The sequence below is a fragment of the Mesorhizobium sp. ES1-6 genome, from assembly GCF_020164775.1.
GTDB lineage: Bacteria > Pseudomonadota > Alphaproteobacteria > Rhizobiales > Rhizobiaceae > Mesorhizobium.
Map to the genome: position 1 here is coordinate 222,683 of NZ_JAIUGU010000004.1, position 20,770 is coordinate 243,452.

Annotated in this window: 15 protein-coding genes and 1 pseudogene; all 16 read right to left on the minus strand. The window is 65.0% G+C overall.

The genetic code is table 11. The features are described 5' to 3' along the window. Positions 1-6 precede the first annotated feature (6 nt). The gene (locus LB564_RS13135) at positions 7-948 is read right to left on the minus strand and encodes a sugar phosphate isomerase/epimerase family protein (protein ID WP_224538234.1); all 942 of its coding nucleotides are present in this window, start codon (positions 946-948) and stop codon (positions 7-9) included. Between the two features lie 48 nt (positions 949-996). After that, positions 997-2,514, minus strand: coding sequence for a glycerol-3-phosphate dehydrogenase (locus LB564_RS13140; protein ID WP_224538236.1), 1,518 nt, complete (start codon positions 2,512-2,514; stop codon positions 997-999). Between the two features lie 46 nt (positions 2,515-2,560). Further along, the gene (locus tag LB564_RS13145; RefSeq protein WP_224538239.1) at positions 2,561-3,601 is read right to left on the minus strand and encodes a 2-hydroxyacid dehydrogenase; all 1,041 of its coding nucleotides are present in this window, start codon (positions 3,599-3,601) and stop codon (positions 2,561-2,563) included. Positions 3,602-3,611: 10 nt separating this feature from the next. Further along, on the minus strand, positions 3,612-5,165 hold the full coding sequence (locus LB564_RS13150) for an FGGY-family carbohydrate kinase (protein ID WP_224538241.1): 1,554 nt from the start codon (positions 5,163-5,165) through the stop codon (positions 3,612-3,614). Further along, a complete protein-coding gene (locus LB564_RS13155; protein ID WP_224538243.1) occupies positions 5,165-6,289 on the minus strand; it encodes an ABC transporter ATP-binding protein in 1,125 nt (374 codons plus the stop codon). The genes LB564_RS13150 and LB564_RS13155 overlap by 1 nt, the downstream gene beginning before the upstream one ends. Then, positions 6,286-7,404: an ABC transporter ATP-binding protein gene (locus LB564_RS13160; RefSeq protein WP_224538245.1), complete on the minus strand. Its 1,119-nt coding sequence runs from the start codon at positions 7,402-7,404 to the stop codon at positions 6,286-6,288. The genes LB564_RS13155 and LB564_RS13160 overlap by 4 nt, the downstream gene beginning before the upstream one ends. 2 nt (positions 7,405-7,406) lie before the next feature. Continuing rightward, entirely contained in the window at positions 7,407-8,264 is an 858-nt protein-coding gene (locus LB564_RS13165; protein WP_140705560.1) for a carbohydrate ABC transporter permease, read from the minus strand. A 9-nt stretch (positions 8,265-8,273) separates the two neighbouring features. Next, positions 8,274-9,197 (minus strand): carbohydrate ABC transporter permease, encoded by a 924-nt coding sequence (locus LB564_RS13170; protein WP_015318968.1) that lies wholly within the window; start codon positions 9,195-9,197, stop codon positions 8,274-8,276. Between the two features lie 157 nt (positions 9,198-9,354). Then, positions 9,355-10,800 carry an extracellular solute-binding protein gene (locus LB564_RS13175; protein ID WP_140705558.1) on the minus strand — a complete coding sequence of 482 codons (1,446 nt, stop codon included), beginning with the start codon at positions 10,798-10,800 and terminating at the stop codon, positions 9,355-9,357. 45 nt (positions 10,801-10,845) lie between these two features. Continuing rightward, positions 10,846-11,820, minus strand: a complete 975-nt coding sequence (locus tag LB564_RS13180) for a sugar-binding transcriptional regulator (protein WP_224538247.1) — start codon at positions 11,818-11,820, stop codon at positions 10,846-10,848. Positions 11,821-12,073: 253 nt separating this feature from the next. Further along, positions 12,074-13,309 carry a VWA domain-containing protein gene (locus tag LB564_RS13185; RefSeq protein WP_224538249.1) on the minus strand — a complete coding sequence of 412 codons (1,236 nt, stop codon included), beginning with the start codon at positions 13,307-13,309 and terminating at the stop codon, positions 12,074-12,076. Then, positions 13,302-15,551: a DUF5682 family protein gene (locus tag LB564_RS13190; RefSeq protein ID WP_224538250.1), complete on the minus strand. Its 2,250-nt coding sequence runs from the start codon at positions 15,549-15,551 to the stop codon at positions 13,302-13,304. The genes LB564_RS13185 and LB564_RS13190 overlap by 8 nt, the downstream gene beginning before the upstream one ends. 4 nt (positions 15,552-15,555) lie before the next feature. After that, positions 15,556-16,635, minus strand: a complete 1,080-nt coding sequence (locus LB564_RS13195) for an ATP-binding protein (RefSeq protein WP_224538252.1) — start codon at positions 16,633-16,635, stop codon at positions 15,556-15,558. Positions 16,636-16,655: 20 nt separating this feature from the next. Continuing rightward, the gene (locus LB564_RS13200; protein ID WP_224538255.1) at positions 16,656-18,095 is read right to left on the minus strand and encodes a DUF5691 domain-containing protein; all 1,440 of its coding nucleotides are present in this window, start codon (positions 18,093-18,095) and stop codon (positions 16,656-16,658) included. Beyond that, positions 18,092-19,477: an SWIM zinc finger domain-containing protein gene (locus tag LB564_RS13205; RefSeq protein WP_224538257.1), complete on the minus strand. Its 1,386-nt coding sequence runs from the start codon at positions 19,475-19,477 to the stop codon at positions 18,092-18,094. The genes LB564_RS13200 and LB564_RS13205 overlap by 4 nt, the downstream gene beginning before the upstream one ends. Positions 19,478-19,743: 266 nt before the next feature. Next, a pseudogene (gene ftsZ / locus LB564_RS13210) lies at positions 19,744-20,700 on the minus strand (cell division protein FtsZ); the annotation flags it as partial. Positions 20,701-20,770: the final 70 nt, after the last annotated feature.

The window sequence follows — 20,770 nt, forward strand, 5'->3', positions numbered from 1 at the left end:
CCGATTTCAACCAGCCTTCGGCAGCAGGTCAGGCCTGCCGGCGTCGATGAAAGGCGCCCAGTAATCGACCGATTCGCGGATCATGGCGACGACCTGGTGATCGACCGGCTCGCGCTCGCGAAACGACAGTTCGAGGCAGATTTCGTTGTCGGTGCCGCCGCCGCGCCGCACGGTCTCCAGCAGCTTCTCAGGCGTGATGCGGCCGTCCTTGTTGTGGGCTGCGGTGAACGGCCAATGGCCACCCTTGTTCATCGACGACTGCTTGATGTGGATGATCGGCGACTTCAGGGGGAAGGCCTCGGCCCAGGCATAGGGATCGACGTCTGCCGGGTTGGAGGACGTGACGTCGCCATGGTCGATGTCGACCATCATCTCAAGCGGAATGGCCATGCCGGCCGCGTCGATCGCGTCCTGCAGCAGCCGGCAGCTTTCGATGGTGTGGCCGAATTCGCGGCCGACCGACATCGGCTCCCAGAACAAATAGGTCAGGCCTGCCGCCCGTGCGTGTTCGGCGACCTCGCGCCAGCAGTCCAGTGCGATGTCGAACAGCCTGGCGCGGCGGGCGGGGTCGTCATAGTCGCGATGCGTGAAGATGGCGAACTGCGTGCCCATGCCGCCAGCGCCAAGCTCCGCCGAAATATCGGCGAAGGTCTTGAACCAGTCGACATAGTAGCGGCGCACATCGGCATCGGGATGGCCGAAATGGTTGAGCCGGCCATAGGGGCCGGTCATGCCGGAAGTGACGCGCACGCCGGTGCGGTTCAAGGCGTTGCGGAACAGGCGGACGAATTTGACGATCGTCGCCGCCGGCCAGCCCGGATTGACGAATTCATGCGTGAGCTGCACGTCGCGAATGCCAATCTCGTAGGCGATGGTGTCGATGAGATCGTCCGGCTCGGCGAAGCGGTTGACCAGCGGATTGGTGTTGAGGGAGAGCGTGAAGGCCAAGGTCGCGATCCCTTCAGCGCCGTCGCCGGACAGGAGCGATGAGAGCCATCAGCCTGCCCTCGCCTGCCGGCTCGCGCACCAATGCTCGAAGGCCGACTTCTCCTCGGCGGACAGATGCAGGCCATGCTTGGTGCGCCGTTCGAGAATGTCGGCCGCGTCTTGCGCCCATTCCTGTTCGAAGAGATAGGTCGCCTCGCGCTCGAAGAAATCCTTGCCGAAGCACCGCCCCAGCGCGGCGAGCGATCGAGCGCCGCCAACCACGGCCCGCGTCCTGGTGCCGTAGAGCCGGCCGTAATGCTTGAGCAGCGACGCAGGCATCCATGGATACTCATTGGCGAGATCGCCGAGAAACTGTTCGAAATCGGCATTGGCGATGTCGCCGCCGGGCAGATGCGCCTTCGCTGTCCAGGGCTTCCCCATGCGAGGAAAGAACGGTGCGATCCTGTCCAGCGCATGCTCGGCCAGTTTGCGGAAGGTGGTGATCTTGCCGCCGAAGACGGAGAGCAGCGGCGCCTGCGCCTCCGGCGCGTCGAGCTCGAAAATATAGTCGCGGGTCACCGCGCTCGGATTGTCTGCGTTGTCGTCATAGAGCGGCCTGACGCCGGAGAAGGAATAGACCACGTCGTTGCGCGCAAGGCCGCGCTTGAAATAGCGGTTGACCACTCTGATGAGGTAGTCGATCTCGCTCTCATCCGCCGTTACATCCTCGGGCCGACCTTCGTAAGGAATGTCGGTGGTCCCGATCAAAGCGAGATCGTTCTGGTAGGGATTGATGAAGATGACGCGCTTGTCGCTGTTCTGGACAAGATAGGCCTGCCGGCCCTCCCAGAATTTGGGCACGACGATATGGCTGCCCTTGACCAGGCGTACATTGCGCCTGGAATTCTGGCCGGCAACGCGGTTGACGATGTCGTTGACCCAGGGACCGGCGGCATTGATCAGCGCGCGCGCCCGAACGACGGTCCTGATACCGGTCCTGACGTCCCGCATCTCGACAACCCAGACGCCGCCCTCGCGGCGGGCGGCGATGCAGGCGGTGCGGGTGAAGACCTTGGCTCCCCGTTCCAAGGCGTCGAGCGCGTTGATGACGACGAGGCGGGCATCGTCGACCCAGCAGTCGGAATATTCGAAGCCGCGCTTGAAACTGTCCTTGATCGGCGCCCCCTCGGGCGCGGTGCGCAGGTCGAGCGTGCGGGTGGCGGGCAGCCGCTTGCGGCCGCCGAGATGGTCGTAGAGGAACAGGCCGAGCCGCACCAGCCATGCCGGCCGGTCATCCGGGCTGTGCGGCAGCACGAAGCGCATCGGCCAGATGATGTGGGGTGCCGATTCCAGCAGCACCTCGCGCTCGATCAGCGCCTCGCGCACCAGGCGGAATTCGTAATATTCGAGGTAGCGCAGGCCGCCATGGACGAGCTTGCCCGAGCGCGAACTGGTGCCTTCGGCAAGATCGTCCTTTTCGCACAGGATCACGGAAAGGCCGCGTCCGGCGGCATCGCGCGCGATGCCGGCGCCGTTGACGCCGCCGCCGATGACGAAGAGGTCGACGATGTCAGGGCCGTCGTTCATTTGCCAGTGGCCTCGCTGAGCGATTTGCGTTGCATAGCCATCATTCTCAGCACGGATTGACCGGAGGCAGGCCGGCCAGGTAGCGGCGCACCTCCTCGGCGGCCTGCTCGGCGGCATAGGTCACGGTGCGGACCGAGGCGCCGGCGATATGCGGGGTCAGCGTCACGTTGGGCAGCTGCAGCAAGGGCCAGTCCGAGGGCACCGGTTCGACCGCGAAGGTTTCCAGCATGGCGCTGGCGATCTGCCCTGAAACCAGCGCCTCGTAGAGTGCGTCGTAGTCGACCAGCGGCCCGCGCGCCGTATTGACGAAGATCGCTCCCGGCTTCATCCGCGCGATCGTGTCCTTGCCGATCAGGCCGCGTGTCTCCTGCGTCACCCGTGAATGCAGCGTCACCACGTCGGACCGCGACAGGAGATCGTCCAGCGCGACCAGTTCGACGCCGGCGTTGCGGTCATCGGCGCTCAACTGCACATAGGGATCGCTGACCAGAACGTGGCAGCCGAAGGCACGCAGCAGCCGCACAACTTTCGTGCCGATATTGCCGTAGCCGACGACGCCGACGGTCATCTCGTTGAGCTCGCGGCCGGTGCGGTCGGCGCGGTAGAGATCGCCGCGCCATTCCCCCTTGCGCAGGGCTTCATGCCCGACCCGGATCAGCCGCGTTTCGGCCAGGATGGCGCCGATGGTGAATTCGGCCACGGCGGTGGCGTTGCGGCCGGGCACATTGACCACGGCGATGCCGTGCGCCTTGGCCGCTTCCATGTCGATGTTGATCGGCCCGCCGCGCGACACCGCGACCAGCTTGAGATCAGGCAGGCGCCGCATCATGCGTTCCGACAGGGGCGCCAGCTGGGTGACGAGGATTTCGGCGTCGCCGATGAAATCGACGACCTCGTCGGGATCGCCGAAATATTCCTTGACCTTGTCGAGGCCGAGCGCCGCATTGCCGAACTCCATCGGCTCGTCGGGCCAGGCCGTCTGCAATGTCCTGATATCGAGGTCGCCACTGGCGACCTTCTCGATTTTGGCGCGAAACACCTCCGGCAGCATGAAGTTGTCGCCAATGATCGCTATTTTTTTACGCATACTCGTCTTCTCAATTTTCCTGCGATGTGGCCATGGCACGCCAGACCGGCCGCAAGGCCTGGTGCGCCAGCATGTAGGACGGTGTCATCCTGTCGTAGATCGCGGCGAGGTCCGGGTCGCTCGGCTCGGCCTCGCCGAGCAGCGGCGTCACCCATTCGCCGACGCAGTCGTCCATGGACGCGTATTGACCGACGCAGACGGCGGCGATCATCGCCGCACCCGCCGCACCGGCCTCCTCACGCGCGCTGGTGCGCGTGTCGGCGCCAATGGCCGCGCCAAGGATCTTGCGCAGCGCCGGGCTTCTGGCGGCGCCGCCGGTCAGGCGGATTTCGCGCGGCAGCGGCCCCATGGCGGCGTAGCAGTCGCGCGCGGCGAAGGCCAAGCCTTCGAAGACGGCGCGGACGAGATCGGCATAGCCGTGGCGCGAGGAAATGCCGACGAAACCGGCCCTGGCATTGGCATCGACGAACGGCCCGCGCTCGCCGGCTTCGGACACATAGGGCTGATAGAGCAGCGAGGCCGGCCGCGAGGCCGCGATCCAGGCATCGACAAGCGCGATCATCTCGCCATTGCTGCGGCTTATGCCTTGCGAGGCGAGAATGCCCGAGGCAAGCCCAAGCACCCAGTCGATGTTGAGCGTCGCCGCCATGTTGGACTGCATCTGCGCGAACACGCCGGGCGCCGGCATGGCCATTGTGTAGCCGGTCGCCGCTTCGTTGAGCTGCACATCGTCTGAGGTCTCGGCCAGCCGCATATGCATGCCGGTGGAACCGATGATCGAACAGCCGGGCTTGCGCTCGCGGTCGAGCAGGCCGGCGCCGAGCGCGGTGCAGACGACGTCGACATAGCCGAGCACGACGGGTGTACCGGCCAGCATGCCGGTGACGGCGGCCGCGGCCGGCGACAGTCCGGTGCTGTGCCTGGTGCCGTCGACGATCGGCGGCAAAAGGTGCCTGAGATCGGTGACGCCAAGCACGTCGAGCACATCCTCGCTATAGTCGCGGGTGTGGAAATCACCAAAGGTGAAGGTCCCTTCGGAGGGGTCGGTGGCGCGCTCGCCGGTCAGCTTGAAATAAAGCCAGTCCTTGCAGTGGAACGCGGTGGCCGCCTTGCCGAGCATTTCGGGCATGGCGCGCTTCATGAAGACGAACTGCGAGCCCTGCTGGCAGGCGGCGAGCCCGCTGCCGGTCTTTTCGAAACGCAGCCGGTCATCGGGCCGCGCGCGGATCTCCTCGACGACGCCGGCGGCGCGCGCGTCGAGCCACAACCAGCCCTTGGCCACCGGCTCGCCCTTGGCGTCGATCAGCCAGGTGCCGTCGCCCTGCCCGGTCACCGCGATGGCGACGGTGCGGCTGGCGAGGTCGGGCACCTTGTCGGCAAGCTGGCGCAGCGTCGTGGCGGCATCGGCCCATGTGCGCGCCAGATCCTGTTCGGCGCCGCCGCCCGGCAGCGTCTCGTAATGGTTCGGCGTTGCCGCGGCGGCAATCTGCCGGCCCTTCGTGTCGAAGGCGATGGACTTGATGACGGAGGTGCCGGCGTCGATGCCGATGAATATGTCGCGCATCACGCGAGCTCCATGCCGTGCGAGATGGCCTTGCCGCTCACCTGGTCGAAAACATGCAGGTTTTTCGGATCGATGCTGACATTGATCGGCGCGCCGAGGTCAAGCCGCGTGCGGTCATGCTCCACCAGAACCAGCGAGCCACCGGCGAAGTCGGCGGCGATGTGGGTCTGGTCGCCGAGCCATTGATTGGCCGAGACCCTGGCCGGAACACCCTCCTTCGAGCGCCGGACCGCGTAGGGCCTGATGCCTATGACCACCCGTTCGCGGCTGAGCAACTGGTCGCGAACCGGGGCGCTGAAGGCATCCTTGTCGTAGTCGAGCGACAGGCCGTCGGGCAGCCGCAGGTTGATGCGGCCGGCGGCGGTGCCGACAAAGGCCTCGAAGACGTTCATCGGCGGCTCGCCGACGAAGGTGCCGGTGAACAGATTGGCCGGGCGCTCCTTGATCCGGTCCGGAGTGTCGAACTGCTGCAGCACGCCGCCCTCCATCACCGCGATGCGGTCGGCGAGCGCATTGGCCTCGGTCTGGTCGTGGGTGACCAGGATCGCGGTCAAGCCACGCTCCTTGATGAAGTGCTTGATGCGGCCGCGCAGCACGGCGCGCAGCTGCGGCTCGAGCTGTCCCATCGGCTCGTCGAGCAGATGCAGGTCGGCCTCGCGGATCAGCGCCCGGCCAAGGCTGGCGCGCTGCTGCTGGCCGCCCGAGATGGAACTGGGATAGCGCTCCAATATGTCCTCGATCTCGAGCAGCTTGGCGATGCTGGCGACCTTGGCATCGACCTCGCTCCTGGGCAGCCTTGCGGCCTTGAGCGCGAAGGCCATGTTCTCGCGCACGGTCAGCGGCGGATACAGCGAGTAGCCCTCGAAGGCCATCGCCACATTACGCTTGACCGGCGGCAAGGTGTGCACCTTGCGGCCGGCGACCGCGATGGCGCCGCGCGAGACCTCCTCGAAGCCGGCGATCATGCGCAAGGTCGAGGTCTTGCCGCAGCCGGACGAGCCGAGCAGCGCCACGATCTCGCCCTTGCCGATTTCCATGGTCAGGTTCTTGACGGCGTGAACGCCCCTGTCGATCGGACCATAGAATTTGTCGACGCCTGATATGGTGAGTGCGCTGGCGCTCATGCCGCTTCTCCGCTGCGCAATTTGACGATGTTCTTGGCGCCGATACGCTCGCCGCTGGCGTGATCGAACAGCAAGGCGCTCTTGCCGTCGACAGCGATATGGGCCTTGCCTTCGCCGCGGCCCGGCGTTCCGGCCGGGCGCGAGACCAGGATTTCACGGCCGCGCACGGTACGCACCAAGGTGACGATCTTCTCGTTGAGCGGCGTCTCGGCCTCGACCGTCACCGGAATGGCGCCGGGCTCGTTGTCGCCAACGAAATGCAATGCCTCGGGCCTGAGCCCGATGATGCAGTCGCGACCGATGGCTGTCTCGGGAGCATCCGGGAGATGGACCTGAACATTGGACAGGCCGACATAGATACCCCTGGCATCCCGCGCGGGCTTGACGTCGAGCAGATTGATGGTCGGATCGCCGAACAGCCGCGCGATCTCGATGTTGGCCGGCTCGCGGTAGATCTGCTCGGGCGTGCCGAGCTGCCGGATGACGCCTTGCGACATGACAGCGATGCGGTCGCCGAGCGCCATGGCCTCCTTGTAGTCCTGGGTGACGTAGACGACGGTGGCGCCGCGATCGGCGAGCAGCCTTGGCAATTCGAGCCGCATCTCGAAACGCAATTTGGCGTCGACATTGCGCAAGGGATCGTCGAGCAGCAGCAACGGCGGCGAGCCGACCAGCGCGCGGGCAAGCGCGGTGCGCTGCTTCTGGCCGTTGGAGAGCGCGCGCGGCTTGTGGGAGAGCACATGCGCGATCTTCAACAGCTTGGCGACGCTTTCGACGCCGGACTTGATCGCGCTCTGTGACGAACGCTTGGCCGCCAGCGGCGTGGCGATGTTGTCGAAGGCGCTCATATGCGGAAACAGCGCGAAATTCTGGAACGCCATGCCGACGCCGCGGAACTCGGCGTCGACATCAGTCATGTCCTCGCCGCCGATCAGGATCTTGCCTTCATCTGGATCGATGACGCCGGCGACGAGGCGCAGCAGCACCGTCTTGCCGGCGCCGGACGGACCGAACAGCACGAGCGTTTCGCCATCAGCCACGGTCAACGACAGATTGTCGAGGACGGTCTGGCTCTTGTAGCGCTTGACGACATTTCTGAGTTCGAGGCTGGCCATGTCTATCCTTTCACCGCGCCGAGCGACAGGCCTTCGACCAGATAGCGCTGTGCGTAGAGGGCGAGTGCCAATGTCGGCGTGATCGAGAGCACGATGGCCGCCGAGATCTGGCCGTACTGGATTCCTGACGAGGTGATGAAGGCGAGCGCGCCGACCGTCACCGGCTGCTTGTCGGCCGAGGCCAGCACCAGCGCGAAGACGAAATTGTTCCAGGCGAAGATGAAGGCGAGCAGGCCGGCCGCCGCAATGCCGGGGCCGGCGAGCGGCAGCGCGATCTTGCGGAAGGTGGCGAACCAGGAATGGCCGCCGATGCGGTAGGCATATTCGATGTCGGCCGGAATATCCTCGAAATAGCCGCGCACGATCCACAGGATCAGCGGCAGGCAGATCAACTGGTAGACCCATATCAGACCGATATAGGTGTTGGCCAAGCCCAGCTTCTGGAAATAGAGGGTCAGCGGCAACAGCACCAAGAGCGCCGGCGCGAACTTGAACGACAGCAGCGTGAAGGCGATGTCCTCCGAGCCACGGAATTTGTGGCGGGCGAAGGCGTAGGCCGCCGGTACGCCGAGCAGCAGCGATACCGCGACCGAGGTCACCGACAGGAACACCGAATTCCAGAGGTTGCGCATGAAGGCGATGTCGAGCGTGCCGGCGGCGGTCATCAGCTTGCCGGTGATCAGTGCCGTGTAGTTGGCGAGCGTCGGTTCGAAGATGAGCTGCGGCGGGATGCGCAGGATGGTCTCGTTGGTCTGGAACGACATCATGAAGATCCAGAGGATCGGGAACATGAAGAAGATCACGACCAGGGTCAGTGCGATGCCGCGCAGGATGCGTTCGAGCAGGGAGGTGTGTTCCATGGCCGCCTCCTATGCCTGGCCACGGGCGCGTTCGCGCAGCCTGAGCCAGTTCTTGATGAAGATGTTGGAGAGGAAATAGGTGATCGCCCACAGGATGATCATCAGCGCCGCCGAGCGGCCGACATTGGTCGACTGGAAGAAGTTGAGATAGGCCTCGACCTGGAAGACGGTCAGCGTGTCGCCGGGCCCGCCTTGGGTCATCGCATAGATGATGTCGAACTGCTGGATGGAATCGAGCAGGCGAAACAAGGTCGCCGTCAGGATGTAGGGCGTCAGCATCGGCAGCGTGATGCGGAAGAAGACGAAGCTTCTCGGCACGCCGTCGAGGGCCGCCGCTTCGAAGGGCTGCGTCGGCAGGCTGCGCAGGCCGGCGAGCAGCAGGATCATGATGAAGGGCGTGTAGACCCAGATGTCGACCAGCACCACGGTGAACAGCGCCGTCGACGGCGACGAAGCCCAGCGGAAATCCTGCAGCCCGATCAGGCTGGCGAGATAGCTCAGCACGCCGAAGCCGGGATTGGTCATCAGCTTCCACATCAGCGCGGCGAGCGCCGGTGCCGTCATCAGCGGCATCAACAGCATGATCGAGATGAAGTTGTTCAGCGTCGAGCGCTTCTGCAGCAGCAGCGCGATGGCAAGGCCCAAAAGCAGTTCCAGCACGACCGTGGTGCCGGCATAGAGCAGCGAGACCTTCAGCGTGTTCCAGAATTTTGGATCGGTAAAGAAGGAGATGTAGTTGTCGCCCCAGTTGAACTGCCGCGCCCAAGGCTGGCTCAGCCGGTAGCGTTGGAACGAATAGACCACCGAGGTCAGGAACGGGATCAGGATGCCGATGCAGACCAGCAGAGCCGGCAGGCTGAGCACGTAGGGCAGCACCCGCTTGCTGATCCTGAAGCCGGATGGCTTGAGCCTTTGCGATACCACTGCGGTCATCGAGCTGCTCCGTTGTTGCTGTCGCTTCGCCCTGCCGGCCGCCCAAGGGAGCAAGGCGGCCGGTCGGGCGAAATGGCGGTCACCTTTCGGCACCGCATCGCAAACATGAAAAGTTGACGAGGGCCGACCCGCCAGGCAGGCCGGCCCTTATTGCGACTTAGCCGAGACCGGCTTCCTTGAGCTGGCCGTTGATGCTCTCGGCGAGCTTGTCGAGGCCCTCGTCGACCGGCACTTCCTTGGCCACCATCTTCTGCAGCGTCGCCGCCCATTCGGTGGTGAGGTCGAAGAACAGCGGCTGCGCGGTGAACTTGATCGAGGCGCCGGCGGCCGAAGCGTCGAACATCTCGACATAGCCGGGGTAGCTCTTGTTGAGCTTCTCGCGGAACATCTCGTCCTTCCACACCGACTGGCGGACCGGATCGACGAAATCCATCTTGGTGGCGCCGAACAGGCCGTGCTCAGGGCCCGAAGCCCATTGCAGGAAGTACCAGGTCGCGTCCTTGTCCTTGGAGAAGTTGGACATCGCCAGCGACCAGATCCAGATGTTGGGCGTCGAGGCCTTGGCTTCCGGATTGGCGGTGAAGGCGGCATAGGCGAGCTTGCCAGCCATCTTGTTGTCGCCGCCATTCATGAAGTAGCCGAGGCAGTCGGCGTCGAAGATCATCGCCGAGGCGCCGGCGCCGAGATCGGTGCCGACCTGGTACCAGGTGTAGGTCGACCAGTCCTTGGGGCCGCTCTCCTGGATCATCTGCACCCATTTGGCGTGGAAGGCCTTGGAGCCGGCGGTGTTCATCGCCGCGGCGAGCTTGCCGTCGGCCGAGACAGTCAGATCCTTCTCGTTGAAGTTCGAGTAGGCCGAGAGGAAGCCCGGATGGATCGTCGCCCAGGAACGCGAGCCGCGCACGCCGATGCCGTAGACGCCGCTGCCGATATCCTTCTGCAGCTTGGCGGCCGTGGTGATCATCTCGTCCAGATTGCCGGGGACGCCGACGCCGGCCTTGTCGAACATGCCCTTGTTGTAGGTGATGTTGTTCTGTTCGAACGCCCACGGAATGCACCACTGCTTGGCATCCTCGGAACCCAGCGCGCCACCCGGCTTACCGTTCCAGGCGCAGGACGATTTCACGCCCGGCAGGATATCGTCCCAGGCATAGTTCGGATTGGTCTTGGCCGGATCCTTGATCCATTCGTTGAGGTCGGTGATCCACCCGGCCGGGCCATAGGTCCAGGTCATGTAGGCGCCGGTCATGAAGGCGTCGTATTCGGGCGAGCTTGCCGACAGTGCCGCCGTGACCTTGTCGAAATAGACGTCTTCGGGGAAGACGTCATAGACGACGTTCATGCCGGTCAGCTTCTTGAAGTTCTCGAGGTCGGCGATCATGGCATCGGCATAGGGATGCTTGTTGAGCAGGAGCTTGATGGTCTTGCCCTTATGCGCCTGCCAATCGAAGTCGGCGGCAAGCGCGCGGGTCTGGCCCAGGTTGAGCAGCGTGCCGGCGGTGCCGGCGGCAAGGCCCATCGCACCCAGGCCCTTGATCAATCCGCGACGGTCGACTTGTCCGCGCAGGAAGGCGTCTATGAGGTCTTTCTCTTTCTCATGCATTTCGTCTTCTCCTCCACAGGGTAGTTTCAACTGAACTGTTGCCGGCTACCCGACCGGCGTCTCTTCCACGAGCGATCGCGCCGTGCGCTCGTCCGTTATCAGGCCCTTGAGATAGCGCCCCTCCAGCACCGACTTGATGGCGCGAACCTTGATCTTGCCGCCGGCGACGGCGACGATCCGGCGGTTGGCGATATCCTCGCGCGCCAGCGCCAGCGCCCGGTTGGAAACGGTCGTCGCCACCGCCTTGCCGGCCTCGTCGAAGAAATGGCCGAGCAGTTCGCCGACACCGCCATTGCGGCGGATCTCCTCCATCTCGCCCTTCTCGATCATGCCGGTGGCGACCAGCGACGCCTCGCGTTCGGCGGTCCCGATGCCGGCGAACAACAGGTCGGCGGAACGCGCGAGATCGAAGACCTCGCTGATGCCCTTCTGGCCGAGCAGAACGATGCGGTCCTCCGCCGTGTTGGCGAACATCGGCACCGGCATCACATAGGCTTCGGCGCCCGTGCGTTCGGCGAGACGATGGATGACGTCATGCGGGTTGGCCGAGAATTTCCGCGTCAGGCCGCCGAGCAGCGAAACGAAGCGGATCCGGTCGGTGGTGGTGCGCGGCAGATATTCGACGCAGGCAGCCAGCGTGCGGCCGTGGCCGACGCCGATCAGCGCCTCTTCACCGCGCTCGATCTCGCGCTTGAGGAACTGCGCGCCGGCAATGCCGAGCGCCTTGAGCGGCAGATCCTCGGAATCGAAATCGGGGACCACCTCGCAATAGTCGAGGCCGTAGCGGCGGGAAAGTTCGTCCTCGAGCTCGACGCATTCCGACACTTCGCCGTCGATATAGACCTTCACCAGCCCTTCCTGGTTGGCCTTGGTGATCAGGCGATGGGCCTTGAGGCTGGTCAGCCCGAGCCGCTTGGCGACCTCGGACTGGGTCAGCCCGCCGGCGTAATGAAGCCAGGCGGCACGCGCCGCCATGCTGGCATCATCGTCGCGCAAAAGGCCGTTGCCGAACCCTACCATTTCCACCCTTTGATATTTTTATCAGTTGCTGCAAAATTTTTCACATGGCGCGATGGGAGTCAAGCGGTCGCTGCGCGCAATTCACGACATGACGGCCGAGGCCGGCGTCGGCCGGCCTTCTGGCGATGTCAGCTTATGATGATGCGAAGCGGCCCTTCCGCCGTGCCCTGTCAGCACCGGGCCTTTCAGAATTGCTTCTGGGTCCCGCTCTGGCGACGCCAGGCGCGTTCCAGGCGGGATGAAGAATCGCGCCTTACGCGCCAGTGATGGTACCGTCGGCCTCGGCGCGTACCAGCTTGATGTCGGCCCCGGCAGCCCAGGCGCCGATATCCTCGCGACGCAGTGCCGCCGCCATCATGTCGGGAAACAGATCCGGCGTGCAGGCAAAGACGGGAATGCCGAGTGCCGCAACCGACCCGGCCATTTTGGGGTCATAGCCCGGCCTGCCCTGGTCGGTCAGCGCCAGGAGCACCACGACATTGACGCCCGAGCGAACGAGTGCGGCCAGCCGCTGCAGCAATTCCTGGCCGCTGCCGCCTTCATAGAGGTCTGTGATCAGCACCATGTGCGACTTGGTCGGCCGTTCGATACGCTCGGCGCAATAGGCGACCGCCTGGTTGATGTCGGTGCCGCCGCCAAGCTGCACGCCGAACAGCACTTCGACAGGGTCGCTGAGTTCCTCGGTCAGGTCGACGATCGCCGTGTCGAAGCAGACCAGCTTGGTTTTCACCACCGGCAGCGAGGCCATGACGGCGGCGAATATCGAGGCATAGATCACCGAACTGGCCATCGACCCGGACTGGTCGACGCACAGCACGACCTCGTCCAGATCGACCAGCCGACGCTGCTGGCGCATGAAGCCGATCAATCTTTCCGGCACGATGGTCTTGTGCTCGGGCTGATAGTGGCGAAGGTTGGCCGAAATGGTGCGCGGCCAATCTATGTCGCGCTGGCGCGGGCGGTTGGTGCGGCGCGAGCGCTCGAGCGCACCGCGTATCGCCCCGGCGGTCTTCTGCTCCAGCCGTTGCATCAGCTTAGCGACGATGTCGGCGATGATCGTGCGGGCGATATCCCTGGTCTTGGCCGGCATGACCGAGCGCAGCGAGATCAGATCGGCGACTAGATTGACGTCCGCCTCGATCGCCTTGAGGAATTCCGGCTCCATCAGCATCTGCTTCAGGTTCAGCCGTTCAAAGGCATCCTTCTGGACGATCTGGACCACCTGCGCGGGAAAGAACGACCTGATATCGCCCATCCATTGCGCGACTTTCGGCGCCGAGCGCCCTAGACCGCCGCGCCGTTTGCGCGGATCGGCAGCCGCGTCGCTGGCCCCGTCGCCATAGAGCGCATCGAGCGCCGCCGAAAGCCGCTTGTCGGTCTCCGAAAGCGCTGCCGATGACGGATCATCGGCGCCGATCGCCAGGCGCCAGCGGCGCTCGCGCTCGTCGCCCGCCTGGCCGGACTCGCTCATGTCGATCCCGTCATCCATGGCCATTCTCGCCGCTGAGCAATGGCGCGAGCCGATCGAGATGCCGGCGCCACGCCTCGCCGCCATCAGGCGTTGGTGTCAGCCCGACCGGCAGGCGCCTGGCGCGGCCGAGCACCACTTCGATCAGCCGCCGCCGCTCCATCGAGTCGAGGTGCGAAAAGACCCGGCGCAACAGCGGCAAATGCGCGACGAATGCCTCCTCATCGAGCGATTTGAGCCAGGCGTCCACTGCTCCGCGCAACCCTTCATCGTAAATGAGCCGCTGGCCGGCGGTGCTGAAGAAGCCCTCGAAGAACCCCGCGGCATCGGTGACCGCCGTGCCCGGCGACAGGCGCCGCGCGATCAGGCCGGCCGCTGCTTCAGCCGACAGATGGCCGGCCTCGTAGAGCAGATGCGCGGCACATCCCGCTACCAGCGCCGTCGAGCGCGACCCGTCGAGCACGGCCGCCAGTCCGTTGCGCCAGGCATCCAGAACGTCCTGTTCCGGTTCGACCAGCCTGATCGCGTCGTCGGCCTTGCGCATGGCGCCGACCAGCGCGGAGCAAGCCTGCGCATCGAGATCACGGGCGGCATAGGGGAGTGCGATCCCGCCTTCGACAATCAGCCGCGCCAGAAGACCGGACAGGCGGGCGGTTTCGGTCTTGCGGGCTTCGCCATAGCGGATGATGTCGGCGAGCGGCGGCACCGATGCCAGGATTTCCAGGCATTCGCTGCTGTGCGCGGCGCGTTCCTCCAGCGTCGCGAGACCGATGGTCGAGGCTTCCGACAGGTTCGCCGTGATGGCGCCTTGAACCAGGCCCGCCAACGCATCGAGGGATGACGCGGTGGAAATCATCTGGATCAGCCGGCCATTGGCGGCCTTCTCGATGGTTGGGCCATGGACCAGGTTCTCGACCAGGCGAACGGCATATTCAGGCTCCCATGACAGCGTCCAGCGCTCGCGAAACGTGCCGCGACTGCGGCCTGCGTCGGTCAGCTTGCCCCAATGCACACCAAGCACATTCAGCCGGTGCAGCAAGGTCGAGCGAAACAGCCCGCTTTCGCTGCGCAAATCGACCGACAATTCGCGCTCCAGCGCCTCGGGTTTCAGCCGCGCCGCCTTCTGGTTGCGCTGCAGATCCCCGATCAGCGGCGCCAACGGGGTATCAGGCGAAATTTCGCCGACATCCGCCCCCAACAGCAGTTCGGCCTCGACCAGCGCCCACAGGATGGCTTCGCCGTTGAACAAGGCGGCGATCGCGGCGTCGCGCAATTCCTCGAAGCCGGGCTTTGGCCGTTCGCGGATCACAGCCAGCGCGCGGGCCAGCCTTTCGGCTTCGATCAGCGAGGCGGTCGAGACCATATGCCCCTTCGCCCTCAGCACGGCGGCGATCATGGCGAGCCACAAGGTCGCCGCGTCATGCCGGCCACGGGTGCGCCAAAGATGCTTGCACCAGCCGGGGGCGACGACCCCGGCGCCATAGCCGAAGCCAAGCGCAAGGCGCGGCCCGGTCCAAGGCGCCCAGGTCATCGTGTTCTTGCGCCGGGCTAGCCCTCTCAGGAGGGCCTGATCCTCTTTTTGCGGACGTGTCGCCCGCAGTGCCGGCACATGGAAGGCGCCGCAGACGACAGCGATCGGCCCGTCGAATTCCTTGCGCGCGGCGGCGATCTCAACCCGCATATGCGCTTCGCGTCTGGCCTCGAATTCGGCAAGCGGGCCTTCGCCTTCGCGCAGTGTCGTCATCGCATCGGCTATGGCCGCGAAGATCGGCCCTGGCTCCGGGTTCTGTTCGATGATGTCGGCCCACCAGCTTTCGCCATCCTCGTAGCCGGCGGCTTGTGCCAGTGCGCTGATCGGGTCACGCAGATGCGGCGCCGTTTCAATCTCGACCTTGGCTTCCGCTTCGTCAGCGGCAGCGTCCTGCACATCTTCAACCGGTGCCACCCGGGCCGATGACGGCAGGTCGATGAACCGCAATGCAGCGCTGTTGCCGACGGCCCACAGGGCCGCCTGGTATTCCGGCGAGAACTCGGCGAACGGCCAGAAGCTGGTCGAAGCCGGATCGTCTTCGGGATAGCACAGCAGCGCCACCGGCGGCTGCATTTGAGGGCGGGCGAGCAATGGCAGCAGCGCGGAAGCATCCGCGGGACCTTCGATCAGCACGGCGACCGGTTTCAAATCCTGCAACGCCTGCACCAGGCTGTCGGCGGAGCCGGGCCCGTGATGGCGTATGCCGAAATAGGAAACCTCGCCCTGCGACATGGCGTCAGATCGCCGCGTTCAAGGCCGCATAGTAACCGGCATAATCGGGCCGCTTCTTCAGCACCGTCTCCAGATATTCCTCAAGCACCAGCTTGTCCTGCACCGGATCTTTCACGATCGCGCCGACGAGGCTGGCGGCCAGGCCTTCGGCGCCCAGCTTGCCGCCGTCGAACCATGCCGCCTGGCTGAGCCCACCGACCATGGTGGCGATCGCCTCGGCCGTGGACAGCGACCCGGACGGCGTCTTCAACGTCACCTTGCCGTCCGATGTCGCGCCCGAGCGAAGCTCGCGGAAAATGGTCAGCACGCGAGCGATCTCGTCGCCGACATTCTTCGGTACCGGCAGGTCGAGGCCGCCGGCCATCTCGCCGACGCGCTTGGAGACGATCGCCACTTCTTCCGCCATGTCTTCGGGCAAGGGCAGCACGACGACGTTGAAGCGGCGCTTCAACGCCGAGGACAATTCGTTGACGCCCTTGTCGCGGTTGTTGGCGGTGGCGATGATGTTGAAGCCGCGCTGCGCGTAGATCGAGGTGTTGAGTTCGGGGATCGGCATCATCTTTTCGGACAACACGGTGATCAGCGTATCCTGCACGTCCGAACCCATGCGTGTCAGTTCCTCGAGGCGGCAGAGCTTGCCGCCTTGCATGGCGCGATAGAGCGGTGTCGGCACCAACGCCTCCTCGCTCGGGCCCTTGGCCAGAAGCTGTGCGTAGTTCCAGCCATAGCGGATCTGGTTTTCGTCGGTGCCGGCGGTGCACTGCACGATCAGCGTCGAGTCGCCCATGATGGCGGCGGCGAGATGCTCCGACACCCAGGATTTGGCGGTACCCGGAACACCAAGCAGCAGCAGGGCGCGGTCGGTTGCGAGCGTCGCCACGGCGGTTTCCATCAATCGGCGACGGCCGACATATTTCGGCGTAATCAGCGTGCCATCGTCGGCCTTTCCGCCGAGGAGATAGGTCAGCACCGCCTTTGGCGACAGGCTCCAGCCGGCGGGCTTTTGCCGATCGTCGTTGCGCGCCAGCGCCTGCAACTCGCCGGCATAGGACTGCTCGACCGGAAGACGGATGACTGCGTTCATTTGCTGTTCTCCGGATTTGATCATTTTCGAGATTCGGACTGATATTCGCCCAGCGCCGCGTTGAGGCGCAGCAAGCCGAGCGAAGGGGCGGCCGGCGGCATGCCGGCTGTCACCATCTCGTCGATCAGCCGCGTTGCGGTGGCTGACGTGGCAAGAAAGCCAAGCATTTCGAGGACGTTGTCGGCGGTCCGCCTGGCGCCGTCATCGCTTCCGCCAACGGCCGAACGCAGCGCCTGCAGGACTTGCCCGACGTCACCCCACTCCACCCAGCCCGCCTCGGCGGCTTCGAGCAGGTTGAGCGAGGCGAGATATGTCACGTCTTTCAGGATCAGGCGGATGAGGGCCTGTTTTCTTCTGATGTCCAGGCGCGGCATCAGGTGGAGGACGAAAAGCGCGGGCCTACCGCCTTCGGCGACGAGCGTGTCGGCCATGTGCGTCACCGCGGCATCGCTGCCCGAGGCGGCCACCATGCGCGCGAAAGAGACATCGGCATTGCTGTCGGCGCCGAACTGCCAACCGGCGATGAATTCGGTTTCGCCAACGCCAAAGCGTGCGGCGAGATCGACGAGATTGCAGGTGCCGAACAATTCGGCACGGCGTCGGTCCTGTGCCGGCGATTTCGGTTTCACCGGCGTGTAGGTCGTGCGACGGCGGATGAACCCGGATTTGCCCGCGCCGATGAAGGCCGCGAGTTCGGTGACCGGATCCTCGCCTCCGGCCTCACCTGGAAGGCCGTGCTGACCCAACCTTGCCAACAGCCGGCCGGCCAGTTCGCGCACCTTGCCCGAACGGTCGGCGGCGAGCCCCTTCAGGAACGGCACATCATCCGGCCCCAGCCCGAAATGCATGAGTTGGATAAGGGCAAGCCTGATCTCCGCCGGCTCGCCCGATCCCTTGGCCTCGATCAGCAGCCGGGCCAAAGCCGGTTCGCGGCGCCGCATCTCGGCCAGCGCTGTACGCCGCGCCGCGGGGTAGAAATCATCCCAGTTTTGCGCCGTCAGCCTGTCCTGGCTAATATGGCTTTGCCCTTCGACGCCCGCTTGCCAGTCGACCCAGGGGGCATAGACATCAGGACTGTCTTGATCGGAGGCAGAAGGCATCCAGTCCATCGGATGCAGCACCAGGCCACGGCTGGCGACAAGCGTCACCACCCGTGCCTTGCCCCTTGTGTCGACCGCCTGTTTGAGTGCGGCTCTGGCAAGCGGCCGCAGCCGGTCGGGCAACATCGGCAAAGCGAGTTCCGGCAACGGGGGGCGGCGTTTCAGCGTCGATGGCGCGGCGGGCCGCAAGGCGATCTCAAGCGCCTGCGCGGCGATCGCCAGCAGCCGGCGCTCCTTCTCGTCGGCGTCCGAACCGCCGCCGATTTCCCGCCACGCGGCCGGGGCCAGGTCGAAGCTCGCTCCGCCGGTGATCCAGCAGTCACGCATCGTCGCCAGGCCGATCTGCTCAAGCTCGTTCACGACAAATCGAGCCTCCCGAAATTGCTCTGAGCCGCCAGGAGGTCAAGCCGGCTGCCATTCCAAAGCGCGGCCGTGGCCGCGAGATCGATACCGAGCAGGGTTGGACTGACAGCCTCGTTGATCGGCAAGGCGATGCCGTTCGGGTCGCCGGCCGCCTGCCACCAGGGCGCGCCCCGGTCGTCGAGCAGGATCGCGCCTTGCGGCAGCATGACAGGACAATCGGTGAGCCACGGCGCCGCGTCCTGACAGGCAAGATGCGTGGTGAGCGGATCCGGTTCGCTCGACGCGACAGCGGGCCATTCGCCCGAAGAGACGTCACCCCTGCGGTCCATCACCAGGGCACGCAGCGGCTGCCGCGACGGATAGAAGATCAGCCGCGCGTCGAAGCGGTCGCCTGGCGTGAAGGCGTTGGACCGGCGGCCGGCCGAAGCCGGGAAATAATCGAGCAGAAGCGCAAAGCGCGGAGCGGCGCTCCTGAGATCGAGCAGCCAGGTCGAATGGCTGACGAGGCCATCGCGGCGGGTCTCGATCTTCTCGCCAAGAACCTCCCAAGTACTTTCGACCTGGACCGCGTGGGGGCTCGCCAGAACCTGGTCGCGCGTCTCGGAAGTCGACACCAACCGCTTCAGTTCGGGATCGTCGGGTGCGGCACGCCAGGCCTTGGCCAGCACCACCAGCTTGCCAAGTTCGCGGATCGCCGCGTCGGGCCGTTCCTCGCTGCGCAGCGACATCAGGCGCGATGGAATTTCATCAATACGGCCGGCAAGGGCCGTCGCCTTCATGTCGACCAGCCGCGCGGCAATCCGGCGGCAACGGTCGCTGCTGTTGTCGACAAATCCGGCAAGGCCAAGCCGCAACTGATCCGATATCCACTGGTCCATCTCGTCCAGCGCCGCCGACACTGAGGATCGCGTCTCCTCGGCCCGCTTGCGCTGTGCCGATTCGCGGCGTTCCACGGCCGCCGCGTCTTCCACCTCGGTGCTCTCGTCGCTCCGCGCGGCCTCACCGATGCTCTTGCCGCCGGCACCCGAGGCCGGCTGCGTGGGCGGCGGCGTGGTTTTCCTGCGCCGGCCGAGCCAGTCATTAACCCACTCCGGCGTCGAATCGGCCGGGGTGAAACTGGTCGGCACCGTGGCGGCGATCCACATCAAGGCGAGGCTATGCTTGCAGGGAAATTTTCGCGACGGGCACGTGCATTTATAGCCATGATCGCCGGTGTCGACGACCACGCGGTAGGGATTGGAGCCGGATCCCTGACACTCGCCCCACATGAGGGCCAGCGCTTCGTTCTTTTCGAGGCGTGGCCAGTTCGATCGTTTGGTCAGCTTGGAAGCGGCGCTCAGCGATGCCTGGTCAGGGGCAAGCGCCTCGATCGTTTTCAAGTCAAATTCCAAGCCGCGCCTCTGGTCGCCAGAACGAATGCCAGTTGCCAGTATAGATGGCAGTCTGTGACGGATTCTTGTAGCAGCGGCGGACTGGAGATCAATACAGACGCTGCGTGCCGATTGTCCCGACCAGCCCCCTGCGCACGCAATACGGCGCTATTGGCGAGGCCCGCCAATAAATCCTATTGGAGGATCCGCGTCGGCGCGTGGCCTGGATGGTCCCGTGCCATATCGGCATGGACCTCCCCCTCGCCGAGCGCACGGTCCAGACCGGTCGCCACCACCGAGACCCTGAAGCGGCCTTCCATGCTCTTGTCGAAGATGGCGCCGACGATGATGTCGGCGTCCTCGTAGACTTCCTCGCGGATGCGCGTGGCCGCCTCGTCGACCTCGAACAGGGTCATGTCCCTGCCGCCCGATATCGACACCAGGACGCCCTTGGCGCCCTTCATGGACATTTCATCGAGCAGCGGGTTGGCGATCGCGGCTTCCGCCGCCTTCATCGCCCGGCCGTCGCCGGACGCCTCGCCGGTTCCCATCATAGCGCGGCCCATGCCGCGCATCACCGATTTGACGTCGGCGAAGTCGAGATTGATCAGGCCTTCCTTGACGATGAGATCGGTGATGCAGCTGACGCCGGCATAAAGCACCCGGTCAGCGATGACGAAAGCATCGGCGAAGGTGGTCTTGGCATCGGCGATGCGGAACAGATTCTGGTTGGGGATCACGATCACCGTGTCGGCGGCCTCGCGCAGCCGCTCGATGCCCTCTTCGGCCATCTGCATGCGGCGCCTGCCCTCGAAGGTGAACGGCTTGGTGACGACGCCGACCGTCAGGATGCCGGCCTTGCGCGCCGCCTGGGCGATGATCGGAGCCGCACCCGTGCCGGTGCCGCCGCCCATGCCGGCGGTGACGAAACACATATGGGTGCCGGCCAGATGATCCATGATCTCGTCGAGCGATTCCTCGGCCGCGGCACGGCCGATCTCGGGCAGCGAGCCGGCGCCAAGGCCTTCCGTGACATGCGCGCCAAGCTGGATCAGCCGCGTCGCCTTCGACATCGTCAGCGCCTGGGCATCGGTGTTGGCGGCAATGAACTCGGTTCCCTGAAGCTGCTCCACGATCATGTTGTTGATCGCATTGCCGCCACCGCCGCCGACGCCGATCACTGTGATCTTGGGTCTCATCTCGGAGATTTCCGGCTTCTTGAACTCGGCCATGCCTGCTTCTCCTTCGCCAATTGCGTGCGCTTCACGACCCACAAGCAAACTGCCCGCGGGACATTGCAAT

Bases quoted from the DNA above. Each gene is read 5' to 3' on its own strand.
- LB564_RS13145 (WP_224538239.1), bottom strand. From the start codon at position 3,601: ATGCGTAAAAAAATAGCGATCATTGGCGACAACTTCATGCTGCCGGAG.
- LB564_RS13155 (WP_224538243.1), bottom strand. From the start codon at position 6,289: ATGAGCGCCAGCGCACTCACCATATCAGGCGTCGACAAATTCTATGGT.
- LB564_RS13165 (WP_140705560.1), bottom strand. From the start codon at position 8,264: ATGGAACACACCTCCCTGCTCGAACGCATCCTGCGCGGCATCGCACTG.
- LB564_RS13195 (WP_224538252.1), bottom strand. From the start codon at position 16,635: ATGAACGCAGTCATCCGTCTTCCGGTCGAGCAGTCCTATGCCGGCGAG.
- LB564_RS13160 (WP_224538245.1), bottom strand. From the start codon at position 7,404: ATGGCCAGCCTCGAACTCAGAAATGTCGTCAAGCGCTACAAGAGCCAG.
- LB564_RS13170 (WP_015318968.1), bottom strand. From the start codon at position 9,197: ATGACCGCAGTGGTATCGCAAAGGCTCAAGCCATCCGGCTTCAGGATC.
- LB564_RS13140 (WP_224538236.1), bottom strand. From the start codon at position 2,514: ATGAACGACGGCCCTGACATCGTCGACCTCTTCGTCATCGGCGGCGGC.
- LB564_RS13180 (WP_224538247.1), bottom strand. From the start codon at position 11,820: ATGGTAGGGTTCGGCAACGGCCTTTTGCGCGACGATGATGCCAGCATG.
- LB564_RS13185 (WP_224538249.1), bottom strand. From the start codon at position 13,309: ATGGATGACGGGATCGACATGAGCGAGTCCGGCCAGGCGGGCGACGAG.
- LB564_RS13175 (WP_140705558.1), bottom strand. From the start codon at position 10,800: ATGCATGAGAAAGAGAAAGACCTCATAGACGCCTTCCTGCGCGGACAA.
- LB564_RS13190 (WP_224538250.1), bottom strand. From the start codon at position 15,551: ATGTCGCAGGGCGAGGTTTCCTATTTCGGCATACGCCATCACGGGCCC.
- LB564_RS13150 (WP_224538241.1), bottom strand. From the start codon at position 5,165: ATGCGCGACATATTCATCGGCATCGACGCCGGCACCTCCGTCATCAAG.